Origin of the sequence: Corynebacterium sp. NML140438 (genome assembly GCF_001875725.1) — a bacterium.
Taxonomy (GTDB): domain Bacteria; phylum Actinomycetota; class Actinomycetes; order Mycobacteriales; family Mycobacteriaceae; genus Corynebacterium.
Genome location: NZ_MLCQ01000022.1, coordinates 68,916 through 95,544, shown reverse-complemented (window position 1 = coordinate 95,544; position 26,629 = coordinate 68,916). Strand labels below are relative to the sequence as shown.

Here is a 26,629-nt window from a genome sequence, read left to right as displayed (position 1 = left end):
CTGCAATTGAAGATCTTTTGGGTCAGGTGTTTCCAGCGCCTCATCCCGACGACGTTGACCACAGTGTTGGCGGTGGTGATGCTTTCCGCCGCATTCGACGCGAGCACTCTTCGCGACCGAGCGGCTGTTACGTTAGTGAGAACATGGACGAGCTCAACGTGGCGATGCGCAAGACTGCGAAGGAACATCGAGACGTAGTTGTTGACGACTAGGAGAGCGAAGCCCACGCCAACCTTGACTGGTTCCTCGCCGGTGACGACGTGACTTCCAGGGAGCCAAAGCTATAGTTTTTGGCATGGCAACTTGGAAAGAAATCGTCGCTGCAAACCCGGATCACTCCGAGAATTACGCCCGCCGGTGGCGCAACTTCGTGCAGGAGGGCAAGGACATTGACGGGGAGGCTCGGCTTATCGACGCACTCTCCGCCCGCTACGCCCGTATCCTCGACGCGGGATGCGGAACTGGTCGCCTTGGCGGCTACCTGGCGAAGCGCGGACACACTGTGTTCGGTGTGGACATCGACCCTGTACTGATCGGGTACGCACAACAGGACTTCCCCGAGGCGACCTGGACCGTTGGCGACCTCTCCACCGACCCGATCGAGGCCCACGACATCGATATCGCGGTCTCAGCGGGCAACGTCATGGGCTTTCTCGCCGTCGACGGCCGTAAGCCAGCACTCGAAAACATCTTTCAGGCGTTGCGCCCAGGCGGACGGTTCGTCGTCGGATTCGGGCGCGGACGCGGCTGGGAGTTCAACGACTTCCTCACTATGTGCTGCGCGGTCGGGTTCCAGCCACAGCACCAGTTTGCGAGCTGGGATTTGGAACCATTCACGGCAGAGTCCGGGTTCTTGGTCGCTGTTCTACAAAAGCCGAAGGTTGATGAGCAGGCTGCGCGCTCGTTGACCAGCCTGCTCTAGTGCGGCATAAGCCCAGAACTACTGGACAAGATTGACGCGCTTCGACGGTAAGGGGGCTCGTCACCAAGACATCGGCCCGCGGACCATGCTCGTTTCGGCGCTCGCCGTACTCGGTGGTCCAGCAATCCCCTCCCCCTTCTGTCCGGCGTTGATGGAGTGGCGCGTTGAAAACGACTATGCCCCGGTGCGCCCCGCCGCGCTTGCCGAAGGCGTAGCTTCATCGGCTAGTGGATGCTGTGGTGGAGATTGTTCGAGTATCGTGACCGATCATTTTCGTTGCTGCGTACTGTTTCATTGTTTCCTCCCAGTTTTTGGCAACAAGGGCGGCCCACAGTCTAGCCAATATGCAAGCGAACACCCCGCTACCTGTAGGTATGCGGGGTGTTACGTTGTGCCCCCAGTGGGACTCGAACCCACACTGAATTGATTTTAAGTCAACTGCCTCTGCCGATTGGGCTATGGGGGCGCACGAGCTCATAGTACAGGCAGTACCGGGAAAACTCCCAATGGGCGCCACCTGGCAGAGCCCGGTAGAACTCGCTACTGGCTCACGCTGATGATGCGCTTCTTTTTCCTGTCGCCGTCGCCGTCGGACTCACCGGTAACGGAGATCTTCTCGGCATCGAAGATGTCCGCGATGAAGTCGGCAACCCACTGCAGCAGCTCCATGTCGCGCAGATTCGGCTGGTTGATGCCTTTGCCTTCGCGCGGCATTGGTACCTGCAGTGTCTTCGCCGCAGCGCGGTAGTTCGCGCCGGGGTACAGGCGCTTCAGTCTGACCTGCTTCGAGTCGGGCAGCTCCACAGGGTGGAATTTGATCCTCGTGCCTTGGGTCAAAATGTCCGAGATCCCAGCGGTTCGGGCGAGGTGCCGCACGCGTGCGACCGCGAAGAGCCGCAGCACCTCGGTCGGAAGCGTACCGAAGCGGTCGATCATTTCCTCGGCGACCTTGCGTAGGTCCTGCTCATCGCGGGCCTCGGCAAGTTTGCGGTACACGTCCAGGCGCAAGCGCTCGGCGTTGATGTAGCTTTCAGGTATGTGGGCGTCGACAGGCAGATCCACTCTGATTTCCTTCGGGCCTTGGTCTGTCGCGTCAACGACATTCCCGCTCATGAGCGCCTTGTACGTTTCGACGGCCTCTCCGACCAACCTGACGTACATGTCGAAGCCGACGCCTGCGATGTGACCGGACTGCTCCGCGCCGAGCACGTTGCCGGCGCCTCGCATCTCCAGGTCTTTCTGCGCGACGGCGATGCCTGCTCCGAGGTCGTTGTGTTGTGCGATGGTCGCAAGGCGGTCGTAGGACGTTTCGGTGAGCGTCTTTTCCTTTGGGTACAGGAAGTACGCGTAGCCGCGTTCGCGGGAACGCCCAACACGCCCGCGAAGCTGGTGCAGCTGGCTCAGGCCCATGTTCTGTGCATTCTCCACGATCAGGGTGTTAGCGTTGGCGATGTCCAAGCCCGTTTCGACGATCGTGGTACAAACAAGAACGTCGAACTCGCGGTTCCAAAAACCTTGGACTGTTTGTTCGAGCTGCTGTTCACCCATCTGGCCGTGCGCGACCACGACGCGCGCCTCGGGCACGAGCTGCCGCAGCGTGCGCGCAGTCTTCTCAATGTCGGAAACGCGATTGTGGATGTAAAACACCTGGCCGTCACGGAGGAGCTCGCGTCGAATAGCTGCTGCGACCTGTTTCTCTTCCTGCGGACCAACGTAGGTCAGCACCGGGTGGCGGTCCTCCGGAGGAGTCGTAATCGAGGTCATTTCGCGGATGCCAGTCAGGCTCATCTCAAGGGTGCGCGGGATCGGCGTCGCCGTCATGGTGAGGACGTCGACGTGGCTCTTGAGGGCCTTGATGTGTTCCTTGTGCTCCACGCCGAAGCGCTGCTCCTCATCCACAATGATGAGGCCGAGCTTCTTCCAAAACACCCCTGTTTGCAGCAGGCGGTGCGTGCCGATCACGATATCGACGGAGCCATCCGCCAACCCAGCCGTGATTTCCTTAGCCTCCTTCGCGGAGGTAAAGCGCGACAGCTCGCGGACCGTGACCCCGAAGCCGTCCATGCGCTCGTTGAACGTGGAGTAATGCTGCTGGGCAAGCAGGGTCGTCGGTACAAGCACCGCGACCTGCTGCCCGTCCTGCACCGCTTTGAACGCGGCGCGCACAGCAACCTCGGTCTTGCCAAAGCCCACGTCGCCGACGATCACGCGGTCCATCGGCGTCGGCTTCTCCATGTCCTCCTTGACAGCCTCGATAGCGGCGAGCTGGTCCTCCGTTTCCACGAACGGAAACGCGTCCTCCATCTCGAGCTGCCACGGCGTATCCGGGCCGAAGGCGTGGCCCGGCGCGGCCTGCCGCTTCGCATATAGTTCGATGAGCTCGCTGGCGATTTCGCGTACGGCGGCGCGCGCTTTGCGCTTGGTGTTCTTCCAGTCGGAGCCGCCCATCTTGGACAGTGACGGCTTCTCGCCACCGGTGTACTTGCTCAGCAGGTCGAGGGATTCCATCGGCACCCAGAGCTGGTCGCCGGGCTGGCCTCGCTTAGCCGGCTGGTATTCCAGGACGATGTACTCGCGTCGGGAGTCTTCGTCACCGGTCTTGACCGTACGCTCGGCCATCTTGATGAATTTGCCGATGCCGTGCGTGTCATGCACCACGAAATCACCAGGAGTCAGTGCGAGTGGATCAACCCGGTTCCGGCGGCGCGGGCGACGCCGTTTCGCGCCCGCGATGTCGCCGACGCGGTTGCCGGTCACGTCAGTTTCTGTCACCACCACCAGGTTCGGACCTGGGAATACAAGGCCTGCGTGTGACAAGGACTGGTAGACCGTCACAGCGCCATCGACGGGCTCAAGGCCCGGAGTGGCGATGCGTGCCGAAATACCGTGCTCCCTCAGTCGCTCCGCCATGCGCTCAACGGTGCCTTTCGTGGGCGCCACGAACGCCACCTTGCCGCCGTTGGTTTGCACGTGCAGCTTGAGCGTCGCGTAGAGCTGCTCGATCGCCTTCGGCTCCCCCTTCGGCGCCGGTGCCGCCTCGAACTCCAGCGGTAGCGTCATCGCGTCGTCGGCAGCAAACATGCCAGGAGGTGCGAACGTCCACCACGCGTTGCCCGCGTTTCGCGCCGACACCTCCAGCGACTCGAACGAGCGGAACGAGGACGCCGATACGTCCAGCCCCTCCACGGCAAGCGGCCCGTCCGCGCCCATCGCCGCGGCTTCCCACCCGGCTTCCAAGAACTCCTGGTCGGTGGCCTCAAGGTCCGCGATGCGGGTGCGCACCTTCTCCGGACCGGAGACGAGCACAATACTGCCCTTCGGCATGAGTTCCGGCAGCATCGAGTACTTCGCATCGCTGAGCACCGGGATGAGCACTTCTTCCCCATCGGCGTGCGTGTGCTCAGAGATCCGCGTCAGCAGCTGCACGAGCGTGGAGTTCGACGGGTTCGTGCGGGCAAGCTCGTCGGCGCGTTTGGCGACGCTGGCGTCGATAATGAGCTGGCGCGCCGGGAAGAGCTCAACGCATGTGAGCTCCTCGATGGTGCGCTGGTCGGCAACTGCGAAGCTGCGGATGTCAGTGACTTCGTCGCCCCAGAACTCGAGGCGCACTGGGTACTCAGCGGTCGTTGGAAAGATATCGATAATGCCGCCGCGCGTGGCGAACTCGCCTCGCTTCGTCACCATGTCAACGTGCTCGTAGGCAAAATTGACGACCTGTTCGGTCAACTCCGTGAAGTCCCACTCAGTGTCGACCTGAACCGTGATCGGCTTCACCGCGGGCAGCACCGGTTGGCAGAACGCACGCGCTGAGGCCACGATGACCTGAGGCATCTCCCACAGCACCTTCGCGCGGGCGCCCACGACGTCAGGTGCTGGCGACAACCGCTCGTGCGGCAGCGTCTCGAAGGCTGGGAAGTTCGCGACCTTGCGCTTACCAAGCATCGCCTGCAACTCAGCGGTCAGATCCTCCGCCTCGTGGCTCGTCGCAGTCACCAACAGCACTGGAACCTGGCGGGCCAACGCGCCCGCAGCCCACGAACGAACCTGGTCAATCCCAGTCACATGCAGCGAATCGACGCCGATGTTGCCCACCAAGCCCTTCAGCTTCGGGTCGGTGAGCGCCATGGTGAGCAAACCACCCAACGCAGGCGCCTGAGCTGTCTGTTCTTCCACTACTGTTCCTCCACTTCGTTCGTCATAATGCGGGGTTGCTCCTCCAACCCCTTCAACCCGTTCCAGCACAGGTTCGAAATGTGCGCCGCCACCGTCGCCTTATCCAACCGCGTATCGACGCCACGCTGATCCAACCACCACAACGCCGTATTCGACACCGTCCCAACCAACGCCTGCCCATACAACGCCGCCACCGAAGCATCGAGGCCACGGTGCTCAAACGCGCGCTCAAGCAGGTAGGACACCTCCGCGGTCACCCGGTTCAACACGGTTGAGTACGTCCGCTCACGCCCGAAGATCCTACCGTGCACCAGGATGATGAACCCATCGGTCTCTTCTTCGATGTAGGTCAGAAGCGCCAGCACACCGTTATCAATGCGTTCTCGCCAACGCCCGTTTTGGATCACTTCGACAATCGTGCGTTCAAACCGCGCCATCTCCTGCGACACTACGGCGTCGTACAGCCCGGTCTTACTCCCGAAGTGTTCGTACACGACAGGCTTCGACACATCCGCACGCAGCGCAATCTCCTCCATGGAGATCCCATCAAATCCGCGTTCTGCAAAGGCAGCGCGACCAATTGCGAGCAACTGGTCCCTGCGCTGTGTTCTTGTCATTCGCTGCCGAGCCATGCGTTCTAGCTTAGAACCCACCCCGGACATCACCCCGACAGCCCGTAAACTGCCAGCTCATCATGCTTTTTAACATTTCGTGAGGTTTCGGTTACACTAGGTCGAGTAATTCCCCATGGTGTAATCGGCAACACTACGGTTTTTGGTACCGTCATTCTAGGTTCGAGTCCTGGTGGGGAAGCTTTTTATTGCCCCCGTCACCTAGCATTTTGCATGGTCGCGGGGGCTTGTTCTACGTTCACCCCTGTTTAGTGGTGGTGCCCTTCCGGCATCGGCCGCAGGTTCGCCTTCTGTCCAGGCTCAACCATGACGAACTGCCCCATCATCCCTTCGTCTTCGTGGAAGAGCATGTGGCAGTGGTACATGTACGCCAAAGTCGGATCGGGGTGCCAACCGAACTCCACGATGAGTGTGACGGTTGACAGTGGCGGTACAAAGATGGTGTCATGCCAGCCTTCGGTGAAGGCAACCTCACCGTGGTCCACCTTGTCCACCAGGAACCTGGCGTTGTGCACGTGAAAGTTGTGCGGCCAGTCGGAGTTCTCGTTGGTGACATGCCAGATTTCTGGACCGTTGTGGTCGATGACAAAGTCGACGCGTTCCATGTCCATGGATTGCTCGTTGATCTGGAAGCCGTTGAGCCGAAACTCGCGCTCCGGTGCGCCGCTAACATCGGGGCGCACGACGGGGATGAGCTGGGCCGGCAATGCGTCGAGCGCGGTGTCGCTTTCCGGGGCTTTGATCTCGAGCAAGTCGAAGGTGTCTTGCAGGCCAAAACCGTTGGCGGCTTCCTCGTCAGGTAGGCCTCCCCCGTTCGGGACGCCGTCGCTACGCAGCATCAGGTCCTTGCCTGCTTCAAGGTCGACAATGATCTCCACACGCTCGCCTGGGCTCAGCAGAACCGCGTCGGCTTCGATGGGGGCGTCGAGAAGCCCCTGGTCTGTCGCGATGATGTTGAAGGGCACGCCGAGGCTCAGGTGGTGGAAACGCATCGTTGCACCGTTGAAGATACGAAGTCGAACACGGCTTGTCGACGCCTCAAAGCGCGGCTTCGTGATGCCATTCACCAGCGGCGTCGTCCCGAGGAGACCGTAGGTTGGGTCGATGGTTTCATCGAGCTGACCATCCTCGGTGAATTTCGCATCGGTGATGATGACGGGGATGTCGTCGACACCGTATTCCTGTGGCAGGCCGAGCGCGTCGGATGCGTCGTCGGCAACGACAATGCCCCCGGCGAGGCCGCGGTAGGCGTGCAGGGCGGAAATCTCGTGCGGGTGCGGGTGGTACCAGCAGGTAGACGCCGCCTGTTCGACCTGCCAGGTCGGTTCCCAGCTCGTTCCGGGGTCGAAGATGAGGGCTGGTCCACCGTCGGCCGCCGCTGGCAGGTGCAGACCGTGCCAGTGGACCACCGTCGGCTCGTCGAGATCGTTATTCACTCTCATCTCGATCGTTTCACCTTGGCGCATGTAAAGCGTAGGTCCAAGCCAGGGACCGTTGAAGCCCCAGGTCTTCGTCATGGTGCCGGGTACGATTTCGTACTCGCCTTGCTGCGCGGTGAGTTCAAAGCTGCGCGTGTTGCCGTTCAGCGTGCCCTGTTCCAGCGGCGGGATGGGGAGCGGGCGGGCCTCTGCGTCAGCACCCGCGGGCGTCGCCTGCCCGGAGCGCACCCCACCCGGACCTTCCCCGGCGCACGCTGCCAGCACTGCTACCTGCGTTAACAGTGCCCCTTTGAAGAATGTCCTTCTGCTGATGACGTTGCGGTTGGCACGTGCCGAAGCCATTGGTTCTCCTCGTCCGAATGTATAAAGTCTGCTGCCGACCCTACTATCTTTGGTATGACGTCTCACGAGGAGTACAACGCACGCCGATTCGTATGGGCCAACGGTCTACAGGGCATCGGTGACCAAATCGTCGCGGCGAAGACTGTGTTGCCGTGGCTGTTCACAGCCGCTGGAGTGCCAGCCCTGTTCACAGCGTTCTTGGTGCCGATCCGCGAATCAGGCTCGATGCTGCCACAAGCGGCGTTGAGCCCGTGGGTCACCTCGCAGCGTTCGCGGAAGTGGGTGTGGCTGGTTGGTTCGTGGGGCCAGGCTGCATCAGCTGGGCTCATTGCACTCTCTGCAGCGCTACTCAGCGGTGCAGCCTTGGGCGTTGCGGTTGTGGTTCTGCTCGCGGCGCTGTCTCTGTTCCGCGCATTGTGCTCAATCTCCGGCAAAGATGTGCAGGGCCGAACTATCTCGAAGGGCCGACGCGGACTCATCACGGGACAAGCGACCGCGCTGTCGGGTGCCGTCACCCTCGCTATTGGTGTGCTGTTCGCAATACTGCCGAATGATCTGCCCCGGTGGGTGCTCGTGACGCTCCTCGCGGTGGGTGCCTCGACCTGGGCGTTCGCGTCCTTGGTCTTCGGCACCATCAAGGAGCCGGAAGAGGAACCGTCGGAGGCCTCCAACAAGGGGTGGGCCCGCCAAACCTGGGACCTCATCAAGGGTGACAAGGACCTCCAAAAATTCCTTATCGTTCGATCACTCATGCTGGTCACTGCCCTTTCGACACCATTCATTGTTGTGCTCGCCCAGCATGAAGGCACGAATCTTTCTTCCCTCGGCGGCTTCATCCTGGCCTCGGGTGGTGCCGCACTCGTCGGCGGAAAGGTCTCAGGCTTGTGGGCGGATAAGTCGTCGAAAAACGCGATGGCGTGGGCCGCTGCCGCCGCATCCGTCGTGCTTGTGCTCTTGGTGATGTCCGCGCACTGGCTTTCCCCCGATGTGAACCGCTGGGTCATGCCGATCGGGTTCTTCCTGGTCAACCTGGCACACACCACGGTGCGTGTGGGTCGAAAGACCTACCTCGTGGACATGGCCGAAGGCGATCGACGCACAATGATCACGGGTGCAGCGAACACAGCGATGGGCATCGTACTGCTGATTGTCGGCGCTATTTCCTCGGCGGTTTCGGTCCTCGGCCCTGAGGCGACGCTGCTGTTCTTGGCCGCAGTCGGTGCGATCGGTGTGTGGCGCGCGGCAGGTTTGAAGGATGTGTCTGCAAACGCGCGCACGTAGCGCGTTATGCTGTTGTGCAGTTGGTTTAATACCTCATTCACCGATGAATTAAGGAGTACCCGTTCAGTGGTAAATCATCCTGAATGCGCAGTCGTTGTCCTCGCCGCAGGTGCGGGCACGCGCATGAAGTCCAGCATCCAGAAGACACTGCACGAGATCGGCGGGCGCAGCCTGCTTGCGCACTCGCTGCACGCAGCCAACGCGGTGGGGCCACAGGAACTCGTCGCGGTTGTCGGCCACCAGCGTGACCAAGTCTCCCCCGCCGTTGATGCTATCGCCGAAGAGATGGGGCGCAGCATCAAGCAGGCAGTCCAGGAGGAGCAAAACGGCACGGGCCACGCTGTACAGTGCGGGCTCGAGGTCATCCCAGACTTCGAGGGCACTGTCGTTGTTACGAACGGTGATGTGCCGCTGTTGCAGCCATCGACAATCACCGAGCTTATCGACGCCCACAAAGCCACCAGCGCCGCCGTCACCGTCCTGTCGCTCGAGTTCGACAACCCTACCGGCTATGGCCGCATCATCCGCGACGCTTCCGGCAACGTGCTGGAAATCGTGGAGGAAAAGGACGCCAACGAGGATCAAAAGAAGGTCCGCGAGGTTAACTCCGGCGTGTTCGCCTTCGACGCTGCCGTACTGCGCGACGCGCTGACCCGTATCGACGCCAACAACGCGCAGGGTGAGCTCTACATCACCGACGTACTCGGCATCGCGCGTGGCGACGGCAAGGCCGTCAGCGCCTACGTCGCGAAGGATCCCCGCGAACTTGCCGGCGTGAACGATCGAGTGCAGCTCGCCGAGGCTGGCAAGGAGCTCAACCGTCGCCTGGTCGAGCGCGCAATGCGCGCCGGCGCTACCGTCGTCGATCCGGCTACGACCTGGATCGGTGTCAACGTCGAGATCGGCCAGGACGTGATCATCCATCCGAACACGCAGCTGTGGGGCTCGACGGTGATCGGTGACGGCGCCACGATCGGCCCAGACACCACGTTGACCGATATGGAAGTCGGCGAGGGAGCACAGGTTGTTCGCACGCAGGGCTCCCTCTCCGTCATCGGCGCTCACGCGAACGTCGGACCGTTCACGTTCATCCGTCCGGGCACTGAGCTTGGCGCGAATGGCAAGCTCGGCGGCTTCGTCGAGGCGAAGAACGCGAAAATCGGGGAAGGCTCCAAGGTGCCACACCTGACCTACATTGGCGACGCCACCGTCGGCCGCGAGTCCAACATCGGCGCCTCCTCTGTGTTTGCGAACTACGACGGTGTCCAGAAACACCACACCACGATCGGCGACTACTGCCGCACCGGCTCAGACACGATGTTCGTAGCGCCAGTAACGGTAGGCGATGGCGCGTACACTGGCGCAGGTACGGTGGTAACAAAGGATGTGCCGGCGGGTGCGCTGGCCATCAAGGAAGGCCATCAGCGCAACATCGAAGGTTGGGTTGAGGCTAACCGCCCGGGTACGGACGCAGCGAATGCTGCAAAGAAAGCACGCGAGAACTAAAGGATCACCATGACTGGATATTCCACGGAAAGCCAAAAAGACCTCAAGCTCTTTACTGGGCGCGCTCATCCTGAGCTTGCGGAGGCCGTCGCAAAAGCCCTCAACATCGAGTTGGTACCAACCACCGCGCGCGATTTTGCGAATGGTGAAATCTTTGTTCGCTTCGAAGAGTCCGTGCGTGGCTCGGACTGCTTTGTGATGCAGTCGCACGCGCAGCCATTGAACAAGTGGCTGATGGAGCAACTCATCATGATTGATGCGCTCAAGCGTGGTTCCGCGAAGCGAATTACCGCGATTCTGCCATTCTACCCGTACGCACGCCAGGACAAGAAGCACCGCGGCCGCGAGCCTATCTCCGCTCGTCTGGTTGCTGACCTGCTCACCGCTGCTGGTGCGGACCGCATCGTGTCCGTGGACCTGCACACGGATCAGATCCAGGGTTTCTTCGACGGCCCGGTCGACCACATGCACGCACAGCCGATCCTCGTGGACTACATCAAGTCCAAGTACCCGATGGATAACCTCGTGGTGGTCTCCCCTGATGCCGGTCGCGTGAAGTCTGCTGAGAAGTGGGCCAATATGCTGGGCGATGCCCCGATGGCGTTCGTGCACAAGACCCGCGACATTGACGCTGCGAACAAGGTTGTTTCCAACCGCGTCGTCGGCGACGTCGACGGTAAGGATTGCATCCTGATGGACGACATGATTGACACCGGCGGCACCATCGCAGGTGCAGTGGGTGTGCTGAAGAAAGCCGGCGCAAAGTCGGTCGTCATCGCGTGTACCCACGGCGTGTTCTCGGATCCTGCGCGCGAGCGTCTCAGCGACTGCGGCGCCGAGGAAGTGATCACCACCGATACGCTTCCGCAGAGCACCGAGGGTTGGAAGAACCTCACCGTGCTTTCCATCGCTCCGCTGCTGGCGAAGACAATTCACGAGATTTTCGAAAACGGTTCGGTGACCACTCTCTTCGAAGGTCAAGCATAACCCCACACCGCGTTTTCGGTGCTCCCCCTTGCGCGCTTCCCTGCGAAGTGGCGTCAAGGGGGTTCTTTGTACACACCCAACGGTTGTCTGACACAAGCAATTGATTATTGTGTGAGGGAGCCTCCGGCTATCCGGCAACCTTTATCGCAAGGAGTACGCCAATGAGCGGCGATGAACAGCATCAAACCACCAGCGATGGTGGCCTGCAGCGCAAGGTGAAAAACCGTCAGCTGCAAATGATCGCATTCGGTTCCTGCATCGGAACTGGCCTGTTTCTTGGTTCCGCAGAATCGATTAGCTATGCGGGCCCAGCGGTCCTGCTGACGTTTTTGGTTGTCGGGTTCATCGTCTATCTACTGATGCGCATGCTCGGAGAAATGGCAGTCGCGCACCCGGTATCGGGTTCGTTCGCGGCTTACGCCCGCGAGTTCATCGGGCCACGCGCCGGGTTTATCACGGGGTGGAACTGGTGGTTTACCACCATTGTGGTGGGCATGATTGAACTCACCGCGATGGGTACTTTCCTCGATTTCTGGTTCCCGGACATTCCACACTGGCTCACTGCCCTTGTCACACTGATCGTTGTGATGCTGATTAACGCAGCACGCGTGAGTGTGTTCGCCGAGGCCGAGTACTGGCTCTCACTGTTTAAGGTCATCGCGCTGATCTTGATGATCATTTTGGGCGTGGTGCTGGTGCTAGGTCTTGGGCCGGAACCGGCAGTCGGCTTCGAGAACCTGTTCGTCCACGGTGGCTTCTTCCCGAACGGCGCGTCCGGCGTACTGTTCTCCCTGGTGGCGGTGACGTTTACGTTCGGTGGCATCATGTCGATCGGTACCGCTGCTGGCGAGACGGAGCACCCGGAAAAGACGATCCCGCGCGCGGTGAACTCTGTTATTTGGCGGATTCTCGTCTTCTACATCGGTGGCATGAGCGTCATCTTGCTCCTCGCGCCGTGGGATGAACAGGATATTTCTGCAAGCCCGTTTGTCCGGGTGCTCTCCTCCGTAGGTATCGACGGCGCCGCGCACCTACTCAACCTTGTCATCTTGGTTGCGGTTGCGTCCGTGTGTAACACGATGACGTACTCGGGAAGCCGCATGCTGCGCGATCTCGCGCGCAACGGCCAGGCGTCCCCGTTCTTCGCTGCGACGACGAAGAAGGGGCTACCGCTTCGCGCGCTACTGTTTAACGGTGCGCTGATGGGCATCGTGGTGTTCATGAACTACTTCTTTGAGGGTCGCGTGTTCGCCATTCTGTTGGCCATCATTGTTGGCTCCGAGCTGATTACCTGGGCGGCGGTGTGCTTTGCGCATCTGAACTTCCGGAAGACGCACCCCGATGTGTCGTTCCGTGCCCCGTGGTACCCGGTGGCTAACTGGATCTGCGCAGGGTTCTTCATCTTGGTGCTGGTCCTGATGGCATTCCTGCCTGACTACCGCACGGGCCTGTTCGCCCTGATCGGCTGGGTGATCGCGCTTTCAATCATTTGGGCGCTCAAGCCGAAGTCGCGTGCCTAACGTTTCCTCATTCTCTAGTCAAGGAGCATCCATTGTGATTCGCAAAGATCTCGATAGCCTTCCGTCGTACGTCCCTGGGCAAAGGAACGAACGCGCGGTGAAGCTTTCTTCCAACGAGATTGCTGAGGGCCCACTGCCTGCGGTAGAGGATGCGATGTCCCAGTCGTTGCGCACGGTAAACCGCTACCCGGACATGGGCGCACTCCAGCTGCGTGAAGCGATCGCTGCATCGCTCGGCGTGCGGCCTGCACAGGTCGCTGTCGGCACCGGGTCCTCGGCGTTGTGCCAGCAGCTTGTCACCATGACGTCGCAGCCCGGCAGCGAGGTGGTCTTCCCGTGGCGCTCGTTCGAGGCCTACCCGATTTTCGCTCAGATTGCCGGAGCGACCCCGGTTGCAGTGCCCTTGACCACAGATCATCGAATGGACCTGCCTGCGATGGCGGACGCAATCACCCCGCGCACATCCCTGGTGTTTGTATGTAACCCGAATAACCCAACGGGCACCACCATCACGGAACGCGAGTGGGCAGATTTTATGGCCCGCGTCCCTGATGACGTCCTCGTTGCGTTGGATGAAGCGTACTTCGAGTACAACGCCGCCAAAGACTCTCCACGTGGCGTGGATGAAGTCCAGGTCTACCCCAACGTTGTATGCCTGCGAACTTTTTCCAAGGCGTACGGGCTGGCCGGGGCGCGCGTAGGCTACGCGTTCGGCCAGGAGGAGACGATCGATGCGCTCAACAAGGTCGCGGTCCCGTTTAGCGTGAGCTCGGTAGCGCAGGTCGGTGCGCTCGCATCCCTTTCGGCGCACGACGAGCTCCACGAGCGTGTAGCCCGCACCCGTGCGCAGCGCGGGCGTCTCGAAGGCTTTTTCTCTGGGTATGGCACACCGCACTCTGAGGCGAACTTCGTGTGGGTGCCTGCTGAAAGCCTCAACGGGTCACCGCAGGAGCTGGCGGCGCAGCTTGCGTCGCACGGGGTGCTTGTTCGCGCATTCGACGAAGGCATCCGCATTACGGCCACGAATGAGGCAGAAACCGACACGTGCATTTCCGCTTGGCAGGCACTTGACAATGGTGGACGTCGAAACCTAAGCTAGCTGGGTCTCGGCGAGGGCTGATTTGGCCGTTATCGACGCGATATGTATCTCAGACTTTGGCCTGTGATCACTCGACGAGCAATTTGTCCGTTCAGTGGTCACAGGTTTTTTGTGGCCCATGTACAAAAGGAGTCACAAGCATGGCTATTACCCCAATTGTTGTCCCAGGTCAGAAGCGCGAAGAGTTCGGCAAGGGCGCTGCACGTCGCCTGCGTCGCGACGGCCGCATCCCGGGCGTTCTCTACGAAGCTGGCATCGACAACGTTCACTTCTCCGTTGACCGCATCGAGATGACCTCCATCGTGCGCAACGAGGGCGTCAACGCCATTGTTGAACTGGAGCTCGACGGCGAGAAGCTGCTCGCGATGGTCAAGCACATCGACCAGAACGTGATCACCCTCGATATCGACCACATTGACCTGCTCGGCATTAAGCGCGGCGAGAAGGTTGTCGTCGAGGTCCCGGTTGTCACCGTTGGCGAGGCTCACCCAGACGCAGTCGTCCTGGTCGAGTCCGACCTGATCGAGATCGAGATCGACGCTCTGAACATCCCAGACGAGATCGAGGTCAGCATCGAGGGCAAGGAGATCGGCGACCTCATCACCGCCGCCGACGTCACGCTGCCTGAGGGCGCTGAGCTGGTGTCCGCTCCGGATCACCTGCTGGTGAACTTCACCTACGAGCAGGTTGACGAGGCTCTCGAGGCTGCAGCTGAGGAAGCTGAAGAGGGCGGCGCTGAGGCTGGCGCTGAGTCCACTGAGGCAGCAGAGTAATCCTCCCGCTGCTTTTCATAGCGTTTCGACGCCCCGTTCCACACGCGAGCGGGGCGTTTTGCCGTCTGTGCTTATGATGTGGGAATGACTGCTTCACCAATCATCGTGGTGGGCCTTGGAAATCCTGGCCCGAAATATGAGGGAACGCGCCACAACGTTGGCGTGCATGTTATCGAGGAGCTCGCTGGCCGAGCGACGATATCACCGGCGACGTTGGCGCTGCACAAGCGCACCAGCACCCAGGTGGCGGAGCTTGCCGCGGGGAGGCTCCTCCCCGACCGTCGGGTGGTCCTGGCTCGTACGCAGAGCTACATGAACGTGTCCGGAGGCCCCATCAAGGCGCTACTGGACTACTTCGACGCTTCCCCGGCAGATCTGTACGTCGTCCACGACGAGTTGGACCTACCGCTGGGAGAGGTGAAGCTGCGCACTGGCGGGGGCGACCACGGGCACAACGGGTTGAAGTCGGTGACCCAGTCTCTGTCGAAGCTGAAGAACGGAAAGAACTACCACAAGCTCGCGGTGGGAATTGGGCGACCGCCTGGCAAAATGCCGCCCGCGGACTATGTACTGCGCCAGTTCGCGGCGAAAGAACAGATCGATGTCGCGATTGCTGTTTCCGATGCGGCCGACGCGTTCATCGCACACGCGCAGGGTTAACGCTCCCCTGTCCTCCACGCTTTCGCCGTGAGAATCGAGGGTCTCTGTTTTAGACTGGCCTCCGTGTTGAACTTCTTCCGCCGCCTCAAGCGCACGAACTCTGTCCCTAAGCAACCCGAAAACATCGATTGGCTCGTCGTTGGGCTGGGCAACCCAGGTACCCAATACGAGAAGACGCGGCACAACATCGGCTACCTCGTTGTGGACGCGCTCGCGGAAGGGCTTCCGGTCACCACCGGCCGCGAATACTCCTTCGCCGTCAAGGATGGTGTGGCCTACGCCCGCGCACACACCTACATGAACGAGTCCGGCAAGGCCATCGCCCCGCTCGCCGCGCGCTACAACCTTCCCCCGGAACGCATCGTGATCGTCCACGATGAGCTGGATCTTCCTCCCGGGAAGGTGCGCCTGAAGCAGGGTGGCAACGAGAACGGCCACAACGGGTTGAAGTCTCTGTCGCAGGAGCTCGGGACGCGCGACTACGTGCGGGTGCGCGTCGGCATCGGCAGACCACCGAAAGCAAGCGGCATCGCTATCCCCGACTGGGTGCTCGCAGACTTCGCATCTCAACCCAGCGAAGCAATCGCGTTAGCCGCCGACGCCGTCCGTGTAATCACCACATCGGGGTTGGCGCAGGCGCAAAACGAAATCCACCCGCGCAGCTAGCCCACGGTGGCACCTACTGGGAATCGTGGTGGTGACGCAAGAACTGTTCCAGCGCATTCAGCATCTTCGTCAGGTCGGTGTTCTTCTGAGGACGCGGGGTAAGGGTGCCGTTGGTGGCGTCGTCGAAAAGTGAAAGGGCGACCTGGTTGCGAACGTCGAACATGGAGAAGTTCGCGACGATCTGACGCCAGTGCTCCACTGCACGAATCGCGCCGTCTGCACTGTAGCCGACGAATGCCACCGGCTTCATGGCCCACTCGTCGCTGAGACTGTCGTAGGCGTTCTTCATCGCACCAGGCACGGAGTGGTTGTGCTCGGGGGTGACGAAGATGTAGCCATCGCAGCCGTCGACCGCGCGGGACCAGGCGGCAACTCGCTCGTCGGCGTACTGCTTGTTCGCGCCCCCTGGCAGCGTGGTGGTGTCGAGTAGCGGCACCTGGAACTCCTGGAGGTCCAGGATCTCGTAAGTGACGTCGGGACTGTTCGCTGCGGCGTCAGCGACCCAGTGCGCAACTTGCTCGCCGAAGCGACCTTGGCGAATGGACCCGAGCACGATTCCGACTTTCATCACAAACCTCACAGTCTTGCGTTACATAGACCTAATGTTTTCAAAACTCGGCGACTATAGCACCGCTTCTCACCCTACCCGCTGCCGGTTGTCCATCACCCCCGCCTTGCGACTACGCTTGAGCACTTATGAGCACGTCTACTGGTACCCGCGCAGAGGCCCACCGTCGCCGCACGTTCGCAGTTATTGCCCACCCCGATGCTGGTAAGTCCACACTGACGGAGGCGCTCGCGCTGCACGCGCACGTTATTTCGGAGGCAGGTGCGGTGCACGGCAAGGGCAACCGCAAGTCGACAGTCTCCGACTGGATGGACATGGAAAAGGAACGCGGCATCTCCGTGGCATCCTCGGCGCTCCAGTTCGAGTACCTGCCGGAGCGCTCGGAGGCGACCACGCCGTACATGATCAACCTGGTCGATACGCCCGGTCACGCCGACTTCTCCGAGGACACCTACCGCGTGCTGTCCGCCGTCGATGCCGCTGTCATGCTTATCGACGCCGCCAAGGGCCTCGAGCCGCAGACACTCAAGCTTTTCCGCGTCTGCAAGGCGCGCGGCTTGCCGATCGTCACGGTGGTCAACAAGTGGGACCGCATCGGCCGCGAGCCACTCGAGCTGGTCGACGAGATTGTCCAGGAGATCGACCTGCAGCCGACCCCGCTGTACTGGCCTGTCGGCGAGGCTGGCGACTTCCGCGGCCTCGCCCACATCAACGCCGACGGCGAAGCAGACAACTACATCCACTTCATCCGTACCGCCGGCGGGTCCACCATCGCACCGGAAGAGCACTACTCCCCCGATGAGGCTGCTGACCGCGAGGGCGAAACCTGGGAGACCGCCGTCGAGGAAGCTGATCTACTCGCCGCCGACGGCGCCGTACACGACCAGACCTTGTTCGAGCAGTGCGTGACCTCCCCCATCATCTTCGCCTCCGCAATGTTGAACTTCGGCGTCCACCAAATCTTGGACACGCTGTGCGCGATCGCCCCGGCTCCTCAAGGCCGCGACGCGGACCCGAAGGCAGTCGAGGCCTCAACAACCGCGATGGATACTCACCGTGACCTCGACGACGACTTTTCCGGTGTGGTGTTCAAAGTGCAGGCTGGCATGGATAGGAACCACCGCGACACGCTGGCGTTCATGCGAGTCATCTCCGGTGAATTCGACCGTGGCATGCAGGTCACCCACGCCCAAAGTGGCCGCACGTTCTCCACCAAGTACGCGCTGACCGTCTTCGGGCGAAACCGCGACACCGTGGAAACCGCCTACCCGGGCGACATCATCGGCCTGGTCAACGCCGGTTCGCTTGCGCCGGGCGACACCATCTACGCAGGCAAGAAGGTGCAGTACCCGCCGATGCCGCAGTTCGCACCGGAACACTTCCAAACGCTGCGCGCAAAGTCGCTGGGCAAGTACAAGCAGTTCCGGAAGGCCCTCGACCAGCTGGATGCGGAAGGCGTAGTGCAGATCCTGCGCAACGACCTGCGTGGCGATGCCGCTCCGGTCATGGCGGCCGTCGGCCCGATGCAGTTCGAGGTCATGCAGGCCCGCATGGAGCTGGAGTACAACGTGGAAACCATCACGGAACCAATCCCGTACTCGGTGGCCCGCCGGACCGACGCCGAATCCGCGGAAGCGCTTGGTCGCCAGCGAGGCGTCGAAATCTTCACGCGCACCGACGGCGAACTCATCGCTCTGTTCGGTGATAAGTGGCGGCTGGCCTTCATCCAGAAGGAGCACCCGAACCTCACGATGGAACCGCTCGTCGCCGACTAGACCTCCGGCTCCTCCCCCGGACCTGTGTCCTCCTGTGCTTTGAGTACGGAGGCACTGCGGTCGATCCAGCGCTGCACCTTGAGCCGGAAATCGACCGCTTTTGTGCTGCGCGGCGGGACCTGGATTATTGTTTCGGCGTCGTAGCCCGCCTGCAGTTGCTTCACGCGCAGCACTTCCGCGTCGATCTTGACGCCCTCGAGGAGCACGACATTCATCACCCAGACCAGCACAAGGACGGCGCCCACTGTGCCGAACGCCCCGTACGCGCTGGAGATCCCTATCGTGCCGATGAACCATGAGAAGCCAAGCCAAATGATAAAAATCGCCGTCAGCGCCATCGAGGACCCGAGGGTCAGCAGGCGGAACTTCTCCAGCCGAACGTTGGGCGAAACGAAGTAGAGGATGGAGATCAACGCGATCGCAGTCACGATAGTGACCGGGAAGCGGGCGTAGTCCCAGACCGGCAGGAAGATCTTTGTCAGGTAATCAACGGCCTCGGTCATCCCCAGTGGTTCCGCGATCGGCTGCAGCAGACCATTCACGATTGACTCGCGCAAAAACGTGCCGACGATGATCACGATCACCCCAAGCACCAATATCAGCGTGGTGACCCACATGGTGAACCACGTGCGTACCAGGTTGCGCCCCTCCATGCGGCCGTACATGACGTTCGCGTTCCGGGAGAAGGACCGCACGTACGCGGATGCGGAAAGAAGCGAGACCACGATCGATACCACCAGCGCAATCGTGCTCTGCGCCGGGGTGCCAATCACCGTCAGGAGGAAGCGCAAGGCTTCATCTTCCAGTGCTTCGGGCACATAGAGGGCGATGAAGTCGTCGATAATGTCGTTGACGGCGGCTTCGTCACGTGGCAGCAGCAGCGTCGCGATCGAGTAGACCGCCAGAATCATCGGGGCGATAGACAACACTGCGTAGTAGGTCAGCGCAGCCGCGCGGTCAAGCATTGCGTCAACCGAGAAGTCCGCAATGACACGCTTAGCCACGTATATCCAGCCCTGCGGCGTCACTCGGTTATCTTTTGTGAACACGTCAGGCCTGTCGCTGTGCTGCGGCACGTGCACGAGTTCGCCGGGACCATAGGGCACGACGTAGTCTGTCGCCGGAGGCGATTGGCTGTGTTCCATGGCGTTTACCCTAGTACAGGGTATCGTGTGCACCATGAGCGTGTTGGGTCAGATTAAACAATGGTTCGGGGCGGGCGCTGCTCCTGCGCTCGCTGAGTACCCGACGGAGTATGAGCGTGTGGAGCTCCCGGTGCTCAAGGTCACGACTGCGGCGCTCTCTCCAGGTTCGGACGAACGACTGGTCATCGTGACCTCCACACCAGCGGCACTCGCGGAGCTCCAGCGTTTCGACGGCCCACTCCAGATGATCTGCCCCGGCGCGCGCACCGTGACCTGGGTACCCGTCAAAAAGCCCGCTATTCCCGTACTCGACCCCAACGCCGGATGGGTCATCCCGCTGACCGCTGAGGCGCGTAAGGAAATCGCTTCGCTGTCGGCGACCGAAGGCGAGCTCGAGCTGCAAACCATGCACCTCGCGTTCATTCTCGAGTCTGTACAGTAAGCCTCATGGATTCCGTTTCCCAGCTCTCCACCAGTACACAGGACTACCTCAAGTCACTCTGGGCGCTCACCGAGTGGTCAGACACGAAGGTGACCACCAAGGTGCTGGCGGATTACATGGGGCTTCGGCTCTCGAGCGTGTCGGATGCCGTCAAGAAGCTTGCCCAGCAAGGGTATGTGCACCATAAGCCGTACGCGCCCATCACGCTCACGGAGGAAGGCCGCGCGCACGCCGTCGCGATGATTCGCCGTCACCGGCTCATCGAAACATTCCTCGTGGAAACGCTCGGTTACACGTGGGACCAGGTCCATGATGACGCCGAGGTGCTCGAGCACGCCGTTTCGGAATTCATGCTGCAGCGCCTCGACGCCCACCTCAACTATCCTTCCCGCGACCCACACGGCGACCCCATTCCCGCCGCCGACGGCACCGTGCCGCAGTTCCACGCTGAGCCTCTGAGCACGATTACACCAGGCACCGACGTCGTGGTCCAGCGTGTTTCCGACGGTGATCCGAGCCTGCTGCAGTTCTTCGACACCTCCGGTGTCACGGTGGGCACGCGTCTGCGCACCCAGCAAGCAGCCCCGTTTTCTGACACTGTCGAAGTGGTTATCGACGGCCAGCACCCACCCCTTGCTCTTGGGAAACGCGCAGCGGACGCCGTCTGGGTGACCGCTGAGCCCGCCGTGCCCAGAGGGCGCAGCTGAGGAATTCAAGCCCGTAGATGACGGTCATCGTGGCGGACGTAGGGGCGTCGAGAAGGTAAGCAACGCCGAAGCCTGCGACCGCCCCGACCGCGGCGAGCAGGACCGCCATCAATATCATGCGCGGTACCGTCGTGGCCAACTGTTTGGCTGCTGCCGCAGGGATGACCACCAGCGCAATGACCAGGATCGCCCCGACTGCGTTGAACGCTGCTGTGACAGTCAAGGACACCAGGAACATAAACGCGACGGACAGCATGCGCACTGGTATGCCGATGCTGCGCGCGAACTGGCCATCAAACGTGGACGCGAGCAGTTGCGGATACACAAGACCAATCGCGACCACGTTGAGCGCTAGCACCGCGAGCATGATGTAGAGATACACCGGTCCCAGCTGCGCCCCGCCAACTGTAAGCTGATTCCACGCAGCCAGGTTCAAGTCGCCGACGAGCACCGCGTGCGTATCCAGGTGGACGTTCGAGAAGTGGGACGTAATCAGGATGACGCCCACGCTGAACAGTGCCGGGAAGATGAGGCCCTGCGGGGCGTCTCCAGTCACGAGTCCCGAATCCCCGAGCCACTGTGCGCCGAGGACCACCGCCACACCGGCCAGCGCCGCGCACACGATCACCACCGGTGAGTTCAGGTTGTTCGTAAACAAGTACCCCAGGGCAATGCCCGGCAAGATCGCATGCCCGATAGCATCTATGAGCATGGAGTGCTTCCGCAGCACAACGAATGCTCCCGGCACTGCGCATGCGCACGCCGTGACCACCGCGAGCAAAAGTGTTCCGACGATGAAACTCACGACGCCACCTCCGCCGAAGCTGTTGTTTCCAGCCGGGCACGCAGCGCTGCCGTCGCTCGCCGCTGCGAACGGGCCCGGGCGATGACGCTTCGCTTCGGGGCGAAGATGAACGACACCAGAAACATCGCGAACAGGACAAGCACGATAACGGGGCCGGTCGGCACGTTGCCAAGCGCGATGGACAAGTAGGATCCAGCACCACTGCCGACGGCTCCAAACACGCCCGCGAGCACGACCATCGCTGGCACCGTTTGCACCCACTGGCGCGCCGCGGCAGGCGGAGTTACGACGAATGCCACCATCAACACCAACCCGACAGATTTGACGCCGATCACCGTCGCAAGCGCGATCGTCATGAACATCACCGTGTCGATGACCCTCGGGCGAAACCCAAGCATCGTGGACTGCACGGGGTCGAAGGAGCGCAGCTCGAACTCCTTAAACAACACGCACATCACGCAGACCGCGAGCAACCCGACGATGATGCTGATTCGCAGGTCCGCCCTGGTAATCACGGATGCGTTGCCGAACAGGTAGTCCTGAATACCACCTTTGCCTGGGAACGGATTGTTCGTGATCACGTCCAGCAACAGCATCCCGAACCCGAAGAAGAACGACAAGCTGATCGCCATCGCCGCGTCAATCGACGTCCGCGTCCGGGCAGTAATCGTGTTCGCCACCATCACCGCGCACGTACCAGTGACTACGGCTCCAACCAGCAGCGCAACCATGTTACGGCCGTCGACTCCCAGCCCGACGCACAGCAAAAACGCCAGCAACGTGCCTGGTAGTGCGGAGTGCGAAATCACATCACTGGTCAGCGACTGCTTCCGCAGGTACGCGAACGTCCCAAGCATCCCTGCCACTGCGCCAATAATGGTGGTCCCCCAAAACACCATGGCATAGGTGTGGTTCGCAAAGAACGCACTAAGGCTTATCGACGTCCCCATCACAGCACACCCAACAATCCCATCGAGTCCGCACCTAACCCGTACGCCTGCGCAATCGTTTCCGGCGTAAACGTGGAGGAGACTGGCCCCGATGCAATCACTGTCTTATCCAGCAGCGTCACCGCATCGCAGTACGTCGGCACTGTCGAAAGGTCGTGGTGCACCATCACGATTGTTGTGCCATTCTCGCGCATGGTGCGGAGCACGTCGATAATTGTCGCCTCACTTTTCGCGTCAATGCCTTGAAACGGCTCGTCGAGGAAGAACAAGTCCGGGTCCTGTACTAGCCCGCGTGCGAGAAAGACGCGCTGGCGCTGCCCGCCTGAGAGTGCACCGATCTGGCGGCCAGCGAAATCCTGCATCCCTACGCGTTCCAAGGCGCCGTATGCGGCGGCGCGTTCGCGCTTCCCCGCCCTGCGGAACCAGCCCAGCTTCCCGTATGTACCCATCGTCACCACGTCGAGCACCGTCGTAGGAAAGTCCCAGTCGACGCTCGCGTGTTGTGGCATGTACCCCACGCGGTGGCGCACTGCCTTGAGCGGCTGGCCGAAGAACTCGGTCTCCCCGGTCAGCGTCGGGATAAGCCCCAGCATCGCCTTGATCAGGGTTGACTTGCCGGCACCATTCGGCCCGACGATCCCCATGATGACGCCCTTGGGGACCCGCACATTCACCTGTTCCAGGACCGGATCGAGGTGGTAGGCAACGGACAGATTACGCGTGGCGCACGCGAACGACTGTGTAGTCATGGGTTACTTACCTCCAAGCGCTGCAGCGACAGCTCCAGCGTTATGCAGGAACGCCCCGATGTACGTATCCGTTGGCGCGGTAGGGCCGAGCGTGTCAGCGAAGAGCTCCTCGTCAGAAATGGTGACATCCCATCCGCGGGCGTGCACAGCCTCCTGCAGGCTCTTGATCGCCTGGGGGTTCGCCTGATTGTCTTGGAAGATCGTCGGCACCTTGTTGTCCGCGATGAGGTCGGCGAGGTCCGAGAGTTCCGAGGCCGACAGCTTCGCCTCTGTGGAAACAAAGTCCGTGGCGTGGACCTCCAACCCGTACGTCTTACCGAAGTAGTTAAAGGCATCGTGGCCAGTAATCAAGATTCGAGGCCCAGTGATCTTCGCCAGCATCGCTGCTGCCTTCTCGTTCGCATCGGCGATCTCTGCCTGGTACTTCGCAGCATTCTCGTGGTACTCGTCAGCCTTGGAAGGGTCGACCTCTGCAAGCTTGTCCGCTACTTCGCCAACGACCAGGCTCCACGCCTCTGGACTGTTCCACACGTGCGGGTCGTGCAGCGGGTTACCCTCGGCATCGGTTTCTGGCCAGTCCAGCAGCAAGCTGTTCGGCAGCTGGTCCCCTACCGCCAGCTGGCGCTCTCCGAGGCTCTCTAGCTGTTTGATCATCTGGGCTTCCAGGTGCAGCCCGTTCCAGAACACCACATCGGAGGACTGAATCTTATCGATGTCCTTCGTTGAAGGCTGGTAGGTGTGCGGGTCCCCGCCGGGCCCAACCATCGTTGTGACTTCAGCCTCTGGAGCAATGTTGGCGATCGCGTCAGCCAGGTAGCCCGTCGTTGCGTAGACCTGCAGTGCACCGTCGGTGCTGATGCCGTCTTGTGCCGCCTGGTGGTCATCGGCAGACGAGCAGCCTGCAAGCCCTACGCCCAAGGCAAGTGCGCATGCGGTGAGGATCCTGGATGTGCGTGACATGAAGTGTTTCCTTTCAAACTCAGGTGTACCCCACTAACTCTAAAGTTCGCCTTGCCGAACTTCCAACTCGGTGTGCGCAAACTCACGATTTTGCGCCATGAAACTGCACTAATAGAAAAGGCCCCGCGGGAGCATTCCCACAGGGCCTTTGCCAACAGGCTTAGAGCTTCAACAGACCTGAAGCCCACGCCGCAGCGTACGCCGCAGCCAACACACCACCGACCGCAGCAATAATGCCGACGATCATCCCCACGTTGTCAGACGCGGACGACTTCTCCGACTGGCCAACCGTGTTCTTACCCGTATTGCTCGGTGGCTTCTGCGGCGTCGGTGTCGCCACGTCAATACGGTCCGGTTCCTCCGGCGCCTGCCGACCGGCCTTTGGATCCAAAATGCGACGTGCTGATTCTTTCAAGCGATCACTGGCATCAGGATTCTTTTCGATCTCCTCACGGATACGCTCCATTTCTTCTGCCGTGTAGTCGAGGACAGAGACCTGATACTCCTCTTTGAATACTTCCTTCCCCTCCGCATTTACAATGCGAATTTCAAGCGGCATTGTCGAGTCACGCAATGAGGTTGCGTTCTTAATCGGTATTTCAACTCGTGCAGAGGGCTCCACACCATTGGCATTAATCTGCCCTGGCACAGTGACTTCAATCGGTTCAGCACCTGTGATCGTCGGGTACTTGGCGTACACCGTGAACTTGTGCAGATCCAAACCGAGGTTACGGATCTCGCCGTGAAGCACGTCGGTTGAACGGTTCGTCACCACGGCCGCATCCTCTCCACCTGCCAGACGGAAACCGGCCTTGCCAGGGTTCTGATCTGCAGCGATAACTTCGAGCTCGCGCGCTGTAATATTGTGGCTCGGCTCAGGAACTTCCTCAGCACCAATAATGCCTTCGCCTGAGCCAATGTACTTGCCTTTGAGATTCAAGTTGTCCCAGTCAGCGGGGACGGAATACTTCCCCTCGTAGCAGACCACCCCGTCCTGCTCGCACTTCTCCTTCGGGTAGTTTTTGTCGGTCTTGGGAATCGACTCATAAAGTTGGTCTGAGTAGTCGAAGTGCGACCACTGGTAAAGGTAGTTCATGACCGACTTGTACGTCGGAAGGTATTCCTCGGTGTTGACCGGATTCGTAGAAAGCGCACCGTTGTGAGTAAGGCCCAGGTTGTGGCCGAACTCGTGAAGAATCGTGTTACGTAACTGCTCCTGGCTAGTCACGTTATCGTGGTAGGCCACGTAAAACGCCGAATCGTTAACGAGACCAGTACCTGTCGACCAATCACCTTTCTCCATCTGGTCACCAATGATGCCCACTCGGAACACTGATTCGCGTGCCCCCAGCAGCTCCTGGCGTTTCTTCCCGAGCTTGTCTCGCTTCGACATGCCATCTGCGAAATACAGCGGTGTGTAATCCTCTGTCGGACCACCATGCTTGTTCTCGTAGCTCGACACAGAAGAGTAGAGGTCACCGGCATCAATATGAAGACTAATGCCATGCTCAGCAAACTTCTCTTCCAGCTCCATGAGCGACTCTCGGGATGGCCTGTACACGTTTGCATTGGCTTCGGCACACTTCGCAAATTTTTGGAAGTCTTCTATGTTCGCACCGAACTTGTTTACTTCGTTGCAATTCAGCGTTTCCCATTCAGACTTCATCCAGTTCAGCTGCAAGAACAAATCGGGCTTATCGGGATCCGCGCCCCATCGATTCAGCGGCAGCGGTGTTCCGTCCGCAGTAGTAAACCCGTAGCGCTCCCACTCGTCAGGCAGCCCGTCGCGGTCAGTATCTTTTGCAGTAGGCTGCGTCTGGATAAAAATGTTCGCGGTGGCAGAAATCGACTTCTGTGCAGGCAACTTCTTATTCCACACCGCGTACTGATAACCAGCCCCGTCATCGGCAACCTCGCCAACGCTGTTCGCCTCACCGGATTCGATAGCGTGCCCCGCAGCCTTGGAGACATCCGCACTGCGGAAGTTCACAGAAACGTCGTAACCGAGTTCGTTTGGGCCGAAGTTGAACCTGCTGCCTCGGTATGTGCCGACCTCTTGGCCATACTTTGGCACAGAGGAAAACATCTCGATGCTGATCTGTCGATCTCGTTTCGACTTGTCGATCGCCTCGACGGTCACATCCATCGAGTTCGTCCCGATTTCGACCGTGCGCTTCATCTCGATTTCGGTGTTTGCATCGTAATGCGTCAACGTAGTTTTATAGCCAATCTCGCTTGGCTCATCAACCGCTTTCGTCTCGGTCGGGAGGAACGCCACCCGCTTCCCGTCAACAGTCAAAACAGTCTCAAGACTGCACTCCAACAGGCCGCCAACCGACTGCGGATTTTGGAAGGTAGCATTCAGCTTCGACCCATACGCTAGGTTGACAGTAGCGAACCCCTCAGTCTGAGAATCATTTTCGATCCAGATTCCGCCGGGATTTTTCTGGATGGACGCATCCGCGACGGGCTCAACCCCCCCAAGGGTGAGACCTGCGCACAGCACGATAGCAAGAGTTCGTTTCATC

At 60.6% G+C, this 26,629-nt stretch carries 22 protein-coding genes and 1 tRNA gene; 12 read left to right on the top strand and 11 right to left on the bottom strand.

Annotation, left to right across the window (positions count from 1 at the left end; translation table 11 throughout):
- The first annotated feature begins 295 nt into the window (after positions 1-295).
- Complete coding sequence (locus BJP08_RS07310) at positions 296-922, top strand: bifunctional 2-polyprenyl-6-hydroxyphenol methylase/3-demethylubiquinol 3-O-methyltransferase UbiG (protein WP_071568972.1); 627 nt, start codon at positions 296-298, stop codon at positions 920-922.
- A 392-nt stretch (positions 923-1,314) separates the two neighbouring features.
- On the opposite strand, the gene BJP08_RS07305 is transcribed toward BJP08_RS07310, so the two are convergent.
- The 4 genes from BJP08_RS07305 to BJP08_RS07290 all read right to left on the bottom strand — a co-directional run bounded on the left by BJP08_RS07305 (position 1,315) and on the right by BJP08_RS07290 (position 7,508).
- A tRNA-Leu gene (locus BJP08_RS07305) sits at positions 1,315-1,388 on the bottom strand.
- A gap of 74 nt (positions 1,389-1,462) precedes the next feature.
- Complete coding sequence (mfd, locus tag BJP08_RS07300) at positions 1,463-5,047, bottom strand: transcription-repair coupling factor (protein WP_083428474.1); 3,585 nt, start codon at positions 5,045-5,047, stop codon at positions 1,463-1,465.
- Positions 5,048-5,094: 47 nt separating this feature from the next.
- Positions 5,095-5,727: a TetR/AcrR family transcriptional regulator gene (locus BJP08_RS07295; protein WP_071569096.1), complete on the bottom strand. Its 633-nt coding sequence runs from the start codon at positions 5,725-5,727 to the stop codon at positions 5,095-5,097.
- Positions 5,728-5,975: 248 nt separating this feature from the next.
- The gene (locus BJP08_RS07290; RefSeq protein WP_071568970.1) at positions 5,976-7,508 is read right to left on the bottom strand and encodes a multicopper oxidase family protein; all 1,533 of its coding nucleotides are present in this window, start codon (positions 7,506-7,508) and stop codon (positions 5,976-5,978) included.
- A 54-nt stretch (positions 7,509-7,562) separates the two neighbouring features.
- Here BJP08_RS07290 and BJP08_RS07285 point away from each other — a divergent pair, with 54 nt between their 5' ends.
- The 8 genes from BJP08_RS07285 (at position 7,563) to pth (BJP08_RS07250) (ending at position 16,000) form a co-directional block, all read left to right on the top strand.
- A complete protein-coding gene (locus tag BJP08_RS07285; RefSeq protein WP_071568969.1) occupies positions 7,563-8,789 on the top strand; it encodes an MFS transporter in 1,227 nt (408 codons plus the stop codon).
- Between the two features lie 66 nt (positions 8,790-8,855).
- Positions 8,856-10,295, top strand: coding sequence for a bifunctional UDP-N-acetylglucosamine diphosphorylase/glucosamine-1-phosphate N-acetyltransferase GlmU (gene glmU, locus BJP08_RS07280; protein ID WP_071568968.1), 1,440 nt, complete (start codon positions 8,856-8,858; stop codon positions 10,293-10,295).
- A gap of 9 nt (positions 10,296-10,304) precedes the next feature.
- A complete protein-coding gene (locus BJP08_RS07275) occupies positions 10,305-11,282 on the top strand; it encodes a ribose-phosphate diphosphokinase (protein WP_071568967.1) in 978 nt (325 codons plus the stop codon).
- A 161-nt stretch (positions 11,283-11,443) separates the two neighbouring features.
- On the top strand, positions 11,444-12,802 hold the full coding sequence (locus BJP08_RS07270) for an amino acid permease (protein ID WP_071568966.1): 1,359 nt from the start codon (positions 11,444-11,446) through the stop codon (positions 12,800-12,802).
- 34 nt (positions 12,803-12,836) lie between these two features.
- Positions 12,837-13,901, top strand: coding sequence for a histidinol-phosphate transaminase (hisC, locus tag BJP08_RS07265; protein WP_071568965.1), 1,065 nt, complete (start codon positions 12,837-12,839; stop codon positions 13,899-13,901).
- Between the two features lie 140 nt (positions 13,902-14,041).
- Positions 14,042-14,674: a 50S ribosomal protein L25/general stress protein Ctc gene (locus BJP08_RS07260; RefSeq protein ID WP_071568964.1), complete on the top strand. Its 633-nt coding sequence runs from the start codon at positions 14,042-14,044 to the stop codon at positions 14,672-14,674.
- Positions 14,675-14,758: 84 nt separating this feature from the next.
- Entirely contained in the window at positions 14,759-15,334 is a 576-nt protein-coding gene (gene pth / locus BJP08_RS07255; protein WP_071568963.1) for an aminoacyl-tRNA hydrolase, read from the top strand.
- A gap of 66 nt (positions 15,335-15,400) precedes the next feature.
- On the top strand, positions 15,401-16,000 hold the full coding sequence (gene pth / locus BJP08_RS07250; RefSeq protein WP_143110061.1) for an aminoacyl-tRNA hydrolase: 600 nt from the start codon (positions 15,401-15,403) through the stop codon (positions 15,998-16,000).
- A 13-nt stretch (positions 16,001-16,013) separates the two neighbouring features.
- Here pth (BJP08_RS07250) and BJP08_RS07245 read toward each other — a convergent pair whose 3' ends face one another.
- Positions 16,014-16,568 (bottom strand): NADPH-dependent FMN reductase, encoded by a 555-nt coding sequence (locus BJP08_RS07245; protein ID WP_071568962.1) that lies wholly within the window; start codon positions 16,566-16,568, stop codon positions 16,014-16,016.
- Between the two features lie 128 nt (positions 16,569-16,696).
- On the opposite strand from BJP08_RS07245, the gene BJP08_RS07240 reads away from it, so the two are divergent.
- Positions 16,697-18,343, top strand: coding sequence for a peptide chain release factor 3 (locus tag BJP08_RS07240; protein ID WP_071568961.1), 1,647 nt, complete (start codon positions 16,697-16,699; stop codon positions 18,341-18,343).
- On the opposite strand, the gene BJP08_RS07235 is transcribed toward BJP08_RS07240, so the two are convergent.
- Positions 18,340-19,488 carry a YihY/virulence factor BrkB family protein gene (locus BJP08_RS07235; RefSeq protein ID WP_071568960.1) on the bottom strand — a complete coding sequence of 383 codons (1,149 nt, stop codon included), beginning with the start codon at positions 19,486-19,488 and terminating at the stop codon, positions 18,340-18,342. The genes BJP08_RS07240 and BJP08_RS07235 overlap by 4 nt on opposite strands.
- On the opposite strand from BJP08_RS07235, the gene BJP08_RS07230 reads away from it, so the two are divergent.
- Positions 19,487-19,930: a hypothetical protein gene (locus tag BJP08_RS07230; RefSeq protein WP_071568959.1), complete on the top strand. Its 444-nt coding sequence runs from the start codon at positions 19,487-19,489 to the stop codon at positions 19,928-19,930. The genes BJP08_RS07235 and BJP08_RS07230 overlap by 2 nt on opposite strands.
- Positions 19,931-19,935: 5 nt before the next feature.
- Positions 19,936-20,637, top strand: a complete 702-nt coding sequence (locus tag BJP08_RS07225) for a metal-dependent transcriptional regulator (RefSeq protein ID WP_071568958.1) — start codon at positions 19,936-19,938, stop codon at positions 20,635-20,637.
- Here BJP08_RS07225 and BJP08_RS07220 read toward each other — a convergent pair.
- The 5 genes from BJP08_RS07220 to BJP08_RS07200 all read right to left on the bottom strand — a co-directional run bounded on the left by BJP08_RS07220 (position 20,540) and on the right by BJP08_RS07200 (position 26,628).
- On the bottom strand, positions 20,540-21,442 hold the full coding sequence (locus BJP08_RS07220; RefSeq protein ID WP_071568957.1) for a metal ABC transporter permease: 903 nt from the start codon (positions 21,440-21,442) through the stop codon (positions 20,540-20,542). The two genes, BJP08_RS07225 and BJP08_RS07220, sit on opposite strands and share 98 nt — an antisense overlap.
- Positions 21,439-22,341, bottom strand: a complete 903-nt coding sequence (locus tag BJP08_RS07215) for a metal ABC transporter permease (protein WP_255364794.1) — start codon at positions 22,339-22,341, stop codon at positions 21,439-21,441. Before BJP08_RS07215 ends, BJP08_RS07220 begins: the two co-directional genes overlap by 4 nt.
- A gap of 50 nt (positions 22,342-22,391) precedes the next feature.
- Positions 22,392-23,141, bottom strand: a complete 750-nt coding sequence (locus BJP08_RS07210) for a metal ABC transporter ATP-binding protein (RefSeq protein ID WP_071568955.1) — start codon at positions 23,139-23,141, stop codon at positions 22,392-22,394.
- A gap of 3 nt (positions 23,142-23,144) precedes the next feature.
- Entirely contained in the window at positions 23,145-24,101 is a 957-nt protein-coding gene (locus tag BJP08_RS07205) for a metal ABC transporter substrate-binding protein (protein ID WP_071568954.1), read from the bottom strand.
- 160 nt (positions 24,102-24,261) lie between these two features.
- Entirely contained in the window at positions 24,262-26,628 is a 2,367-nt protein-coding gene (locus BJP08_RS07200) for a zinc-dependent metalloprotease (protein WP_143110047.1), read from the bottom strand.
- Position 26,629 lies beyond the last annotated feature (1 nt).

Bases quoted from the DNA above. Each gene is read 5' to 3' on its own strand.
- BJP08_RS07310 (WP_071568972.1), top strand. From the start codon at position 296: ATGGCAACTTGGAAAGAAATCGTCGCTGCAAACCCGGATCACTCCGAG.
- mfd (WP_083428474.1), bottom strand. From the start codon at position 5,047: ATGGCGCTCACCGACCCGAAGCTGAAGGGCTTGGTGGGCAACATCGGC.
- BJP08_RS07295 (WP_071569096.1), bottom strand. From the start codon at position 5,727: ATGGCTCGGCAGCGAATGACAAGAACACAGCGCAGGGACCAGTTGCTC.
- BJP08_RS07290 (WP_071568970.1), bottom strand. From the start codon at position 7,508: ATGGCTTCGGCACGTGCCAACCGCAACGTCATCAGCAGAAGGACATTC.
- BJP08_RS07285 (WP_071568969.1), top strand. From the start codon at position 7,563: ATGACGTCTCACGAGGAGTACAACGCACGCCGATTCGTATGGGCCAAC.
- BJP08_RS07275 (WP_071568967.1), top strand. From the start codon at position 10,305: ATGACTGGATATTCCACGGAAAGCCAAAAAGACCTCAAGCTCTTTACT.
- BJP08_RS07270 (WP_071568966.1), top strand. From the start codon at position 11,444: ATGAGCGGCGATGAACAGCATCAAACCACCAGCGATGGTGGCCTGCAG.
- BJP08_RS07260 (WP_071568964.1), top strand. From the start codon at position 14,042: ATGGCTATTACCCCAATTGTTGTCCCAGGTCAGAAGCGCGAAGAGTTC.
- pth (WP_071568963.1), top strand. From the start codon at position 14,759: ATGACTGCTTCACCAATCATCGTGGTGGGCCTTGGAAATCCTGGCCCG.
- BJP08_RS07245 (WP_071568962.1), bottom strand. From the start codon at position 16,568: ATGAAAGTCGGAATCGTGCTCGGGTCCATTCGCCAAGGTCGCTTCGGC.
- BJP08_RS07240 (WP_071568961.1), top strand. From the start codon at position 16,697: ATGAGCACGTCTACTGGTACCCGCGCAGAGGCCCACCGTCGCCGCACG.
- BJP08_RS07230 (WP_071568959.1), top strand. From the start codon at position 19,487: ATGGCGTTTACCCTAGTACAGGGTATCGTGTGCACCATGAGCGTGTTG.
- BJP08_RS07235 (WP_071568960.1), bottom strand. From the start codon at position 19,488: ATGGAACACAGCCAATCGCCTCCGGCGACAGACTACGTCGTGCCCTAT.
- BJP08_RS07225 (WP_071568958.1), top strand. From the start codon at position 19,936: ATGGATTCCGTTTCCCAGCTCTCCACCAGTACACAGGACTACCTCAAG.
- BJP08_RS07215 (WP_255364794.1), bottom strand. From the start codon at position 22,341: ATGGTGTTTTGGGGGACCACCATTATTGGCGCAGTGGCAGGGATGCTT.
- BJP08_RS07210 (WP_071568955.1), bottom strand. From the start codon at position 23,141: ATGACTACACAGTCGTTCGCGTGCGCCACGCGTAATCTGTCCGTTGCC.
- BJP08_RS07205 (WP_071568954.1), bottom strand. From the start codon at position 24,101: ATGTCACGCACATCCAGGATCCTCACCGCATGCGCACTTGCCTTGGGC.
- BJP08_RS07200 (WP_143110047.1), bottom strand. From the start codon at position 26,628: ATGAAACGAACTCTTGCTATCGTGCTGTGCGCAGGTCTCACCCTTGGG.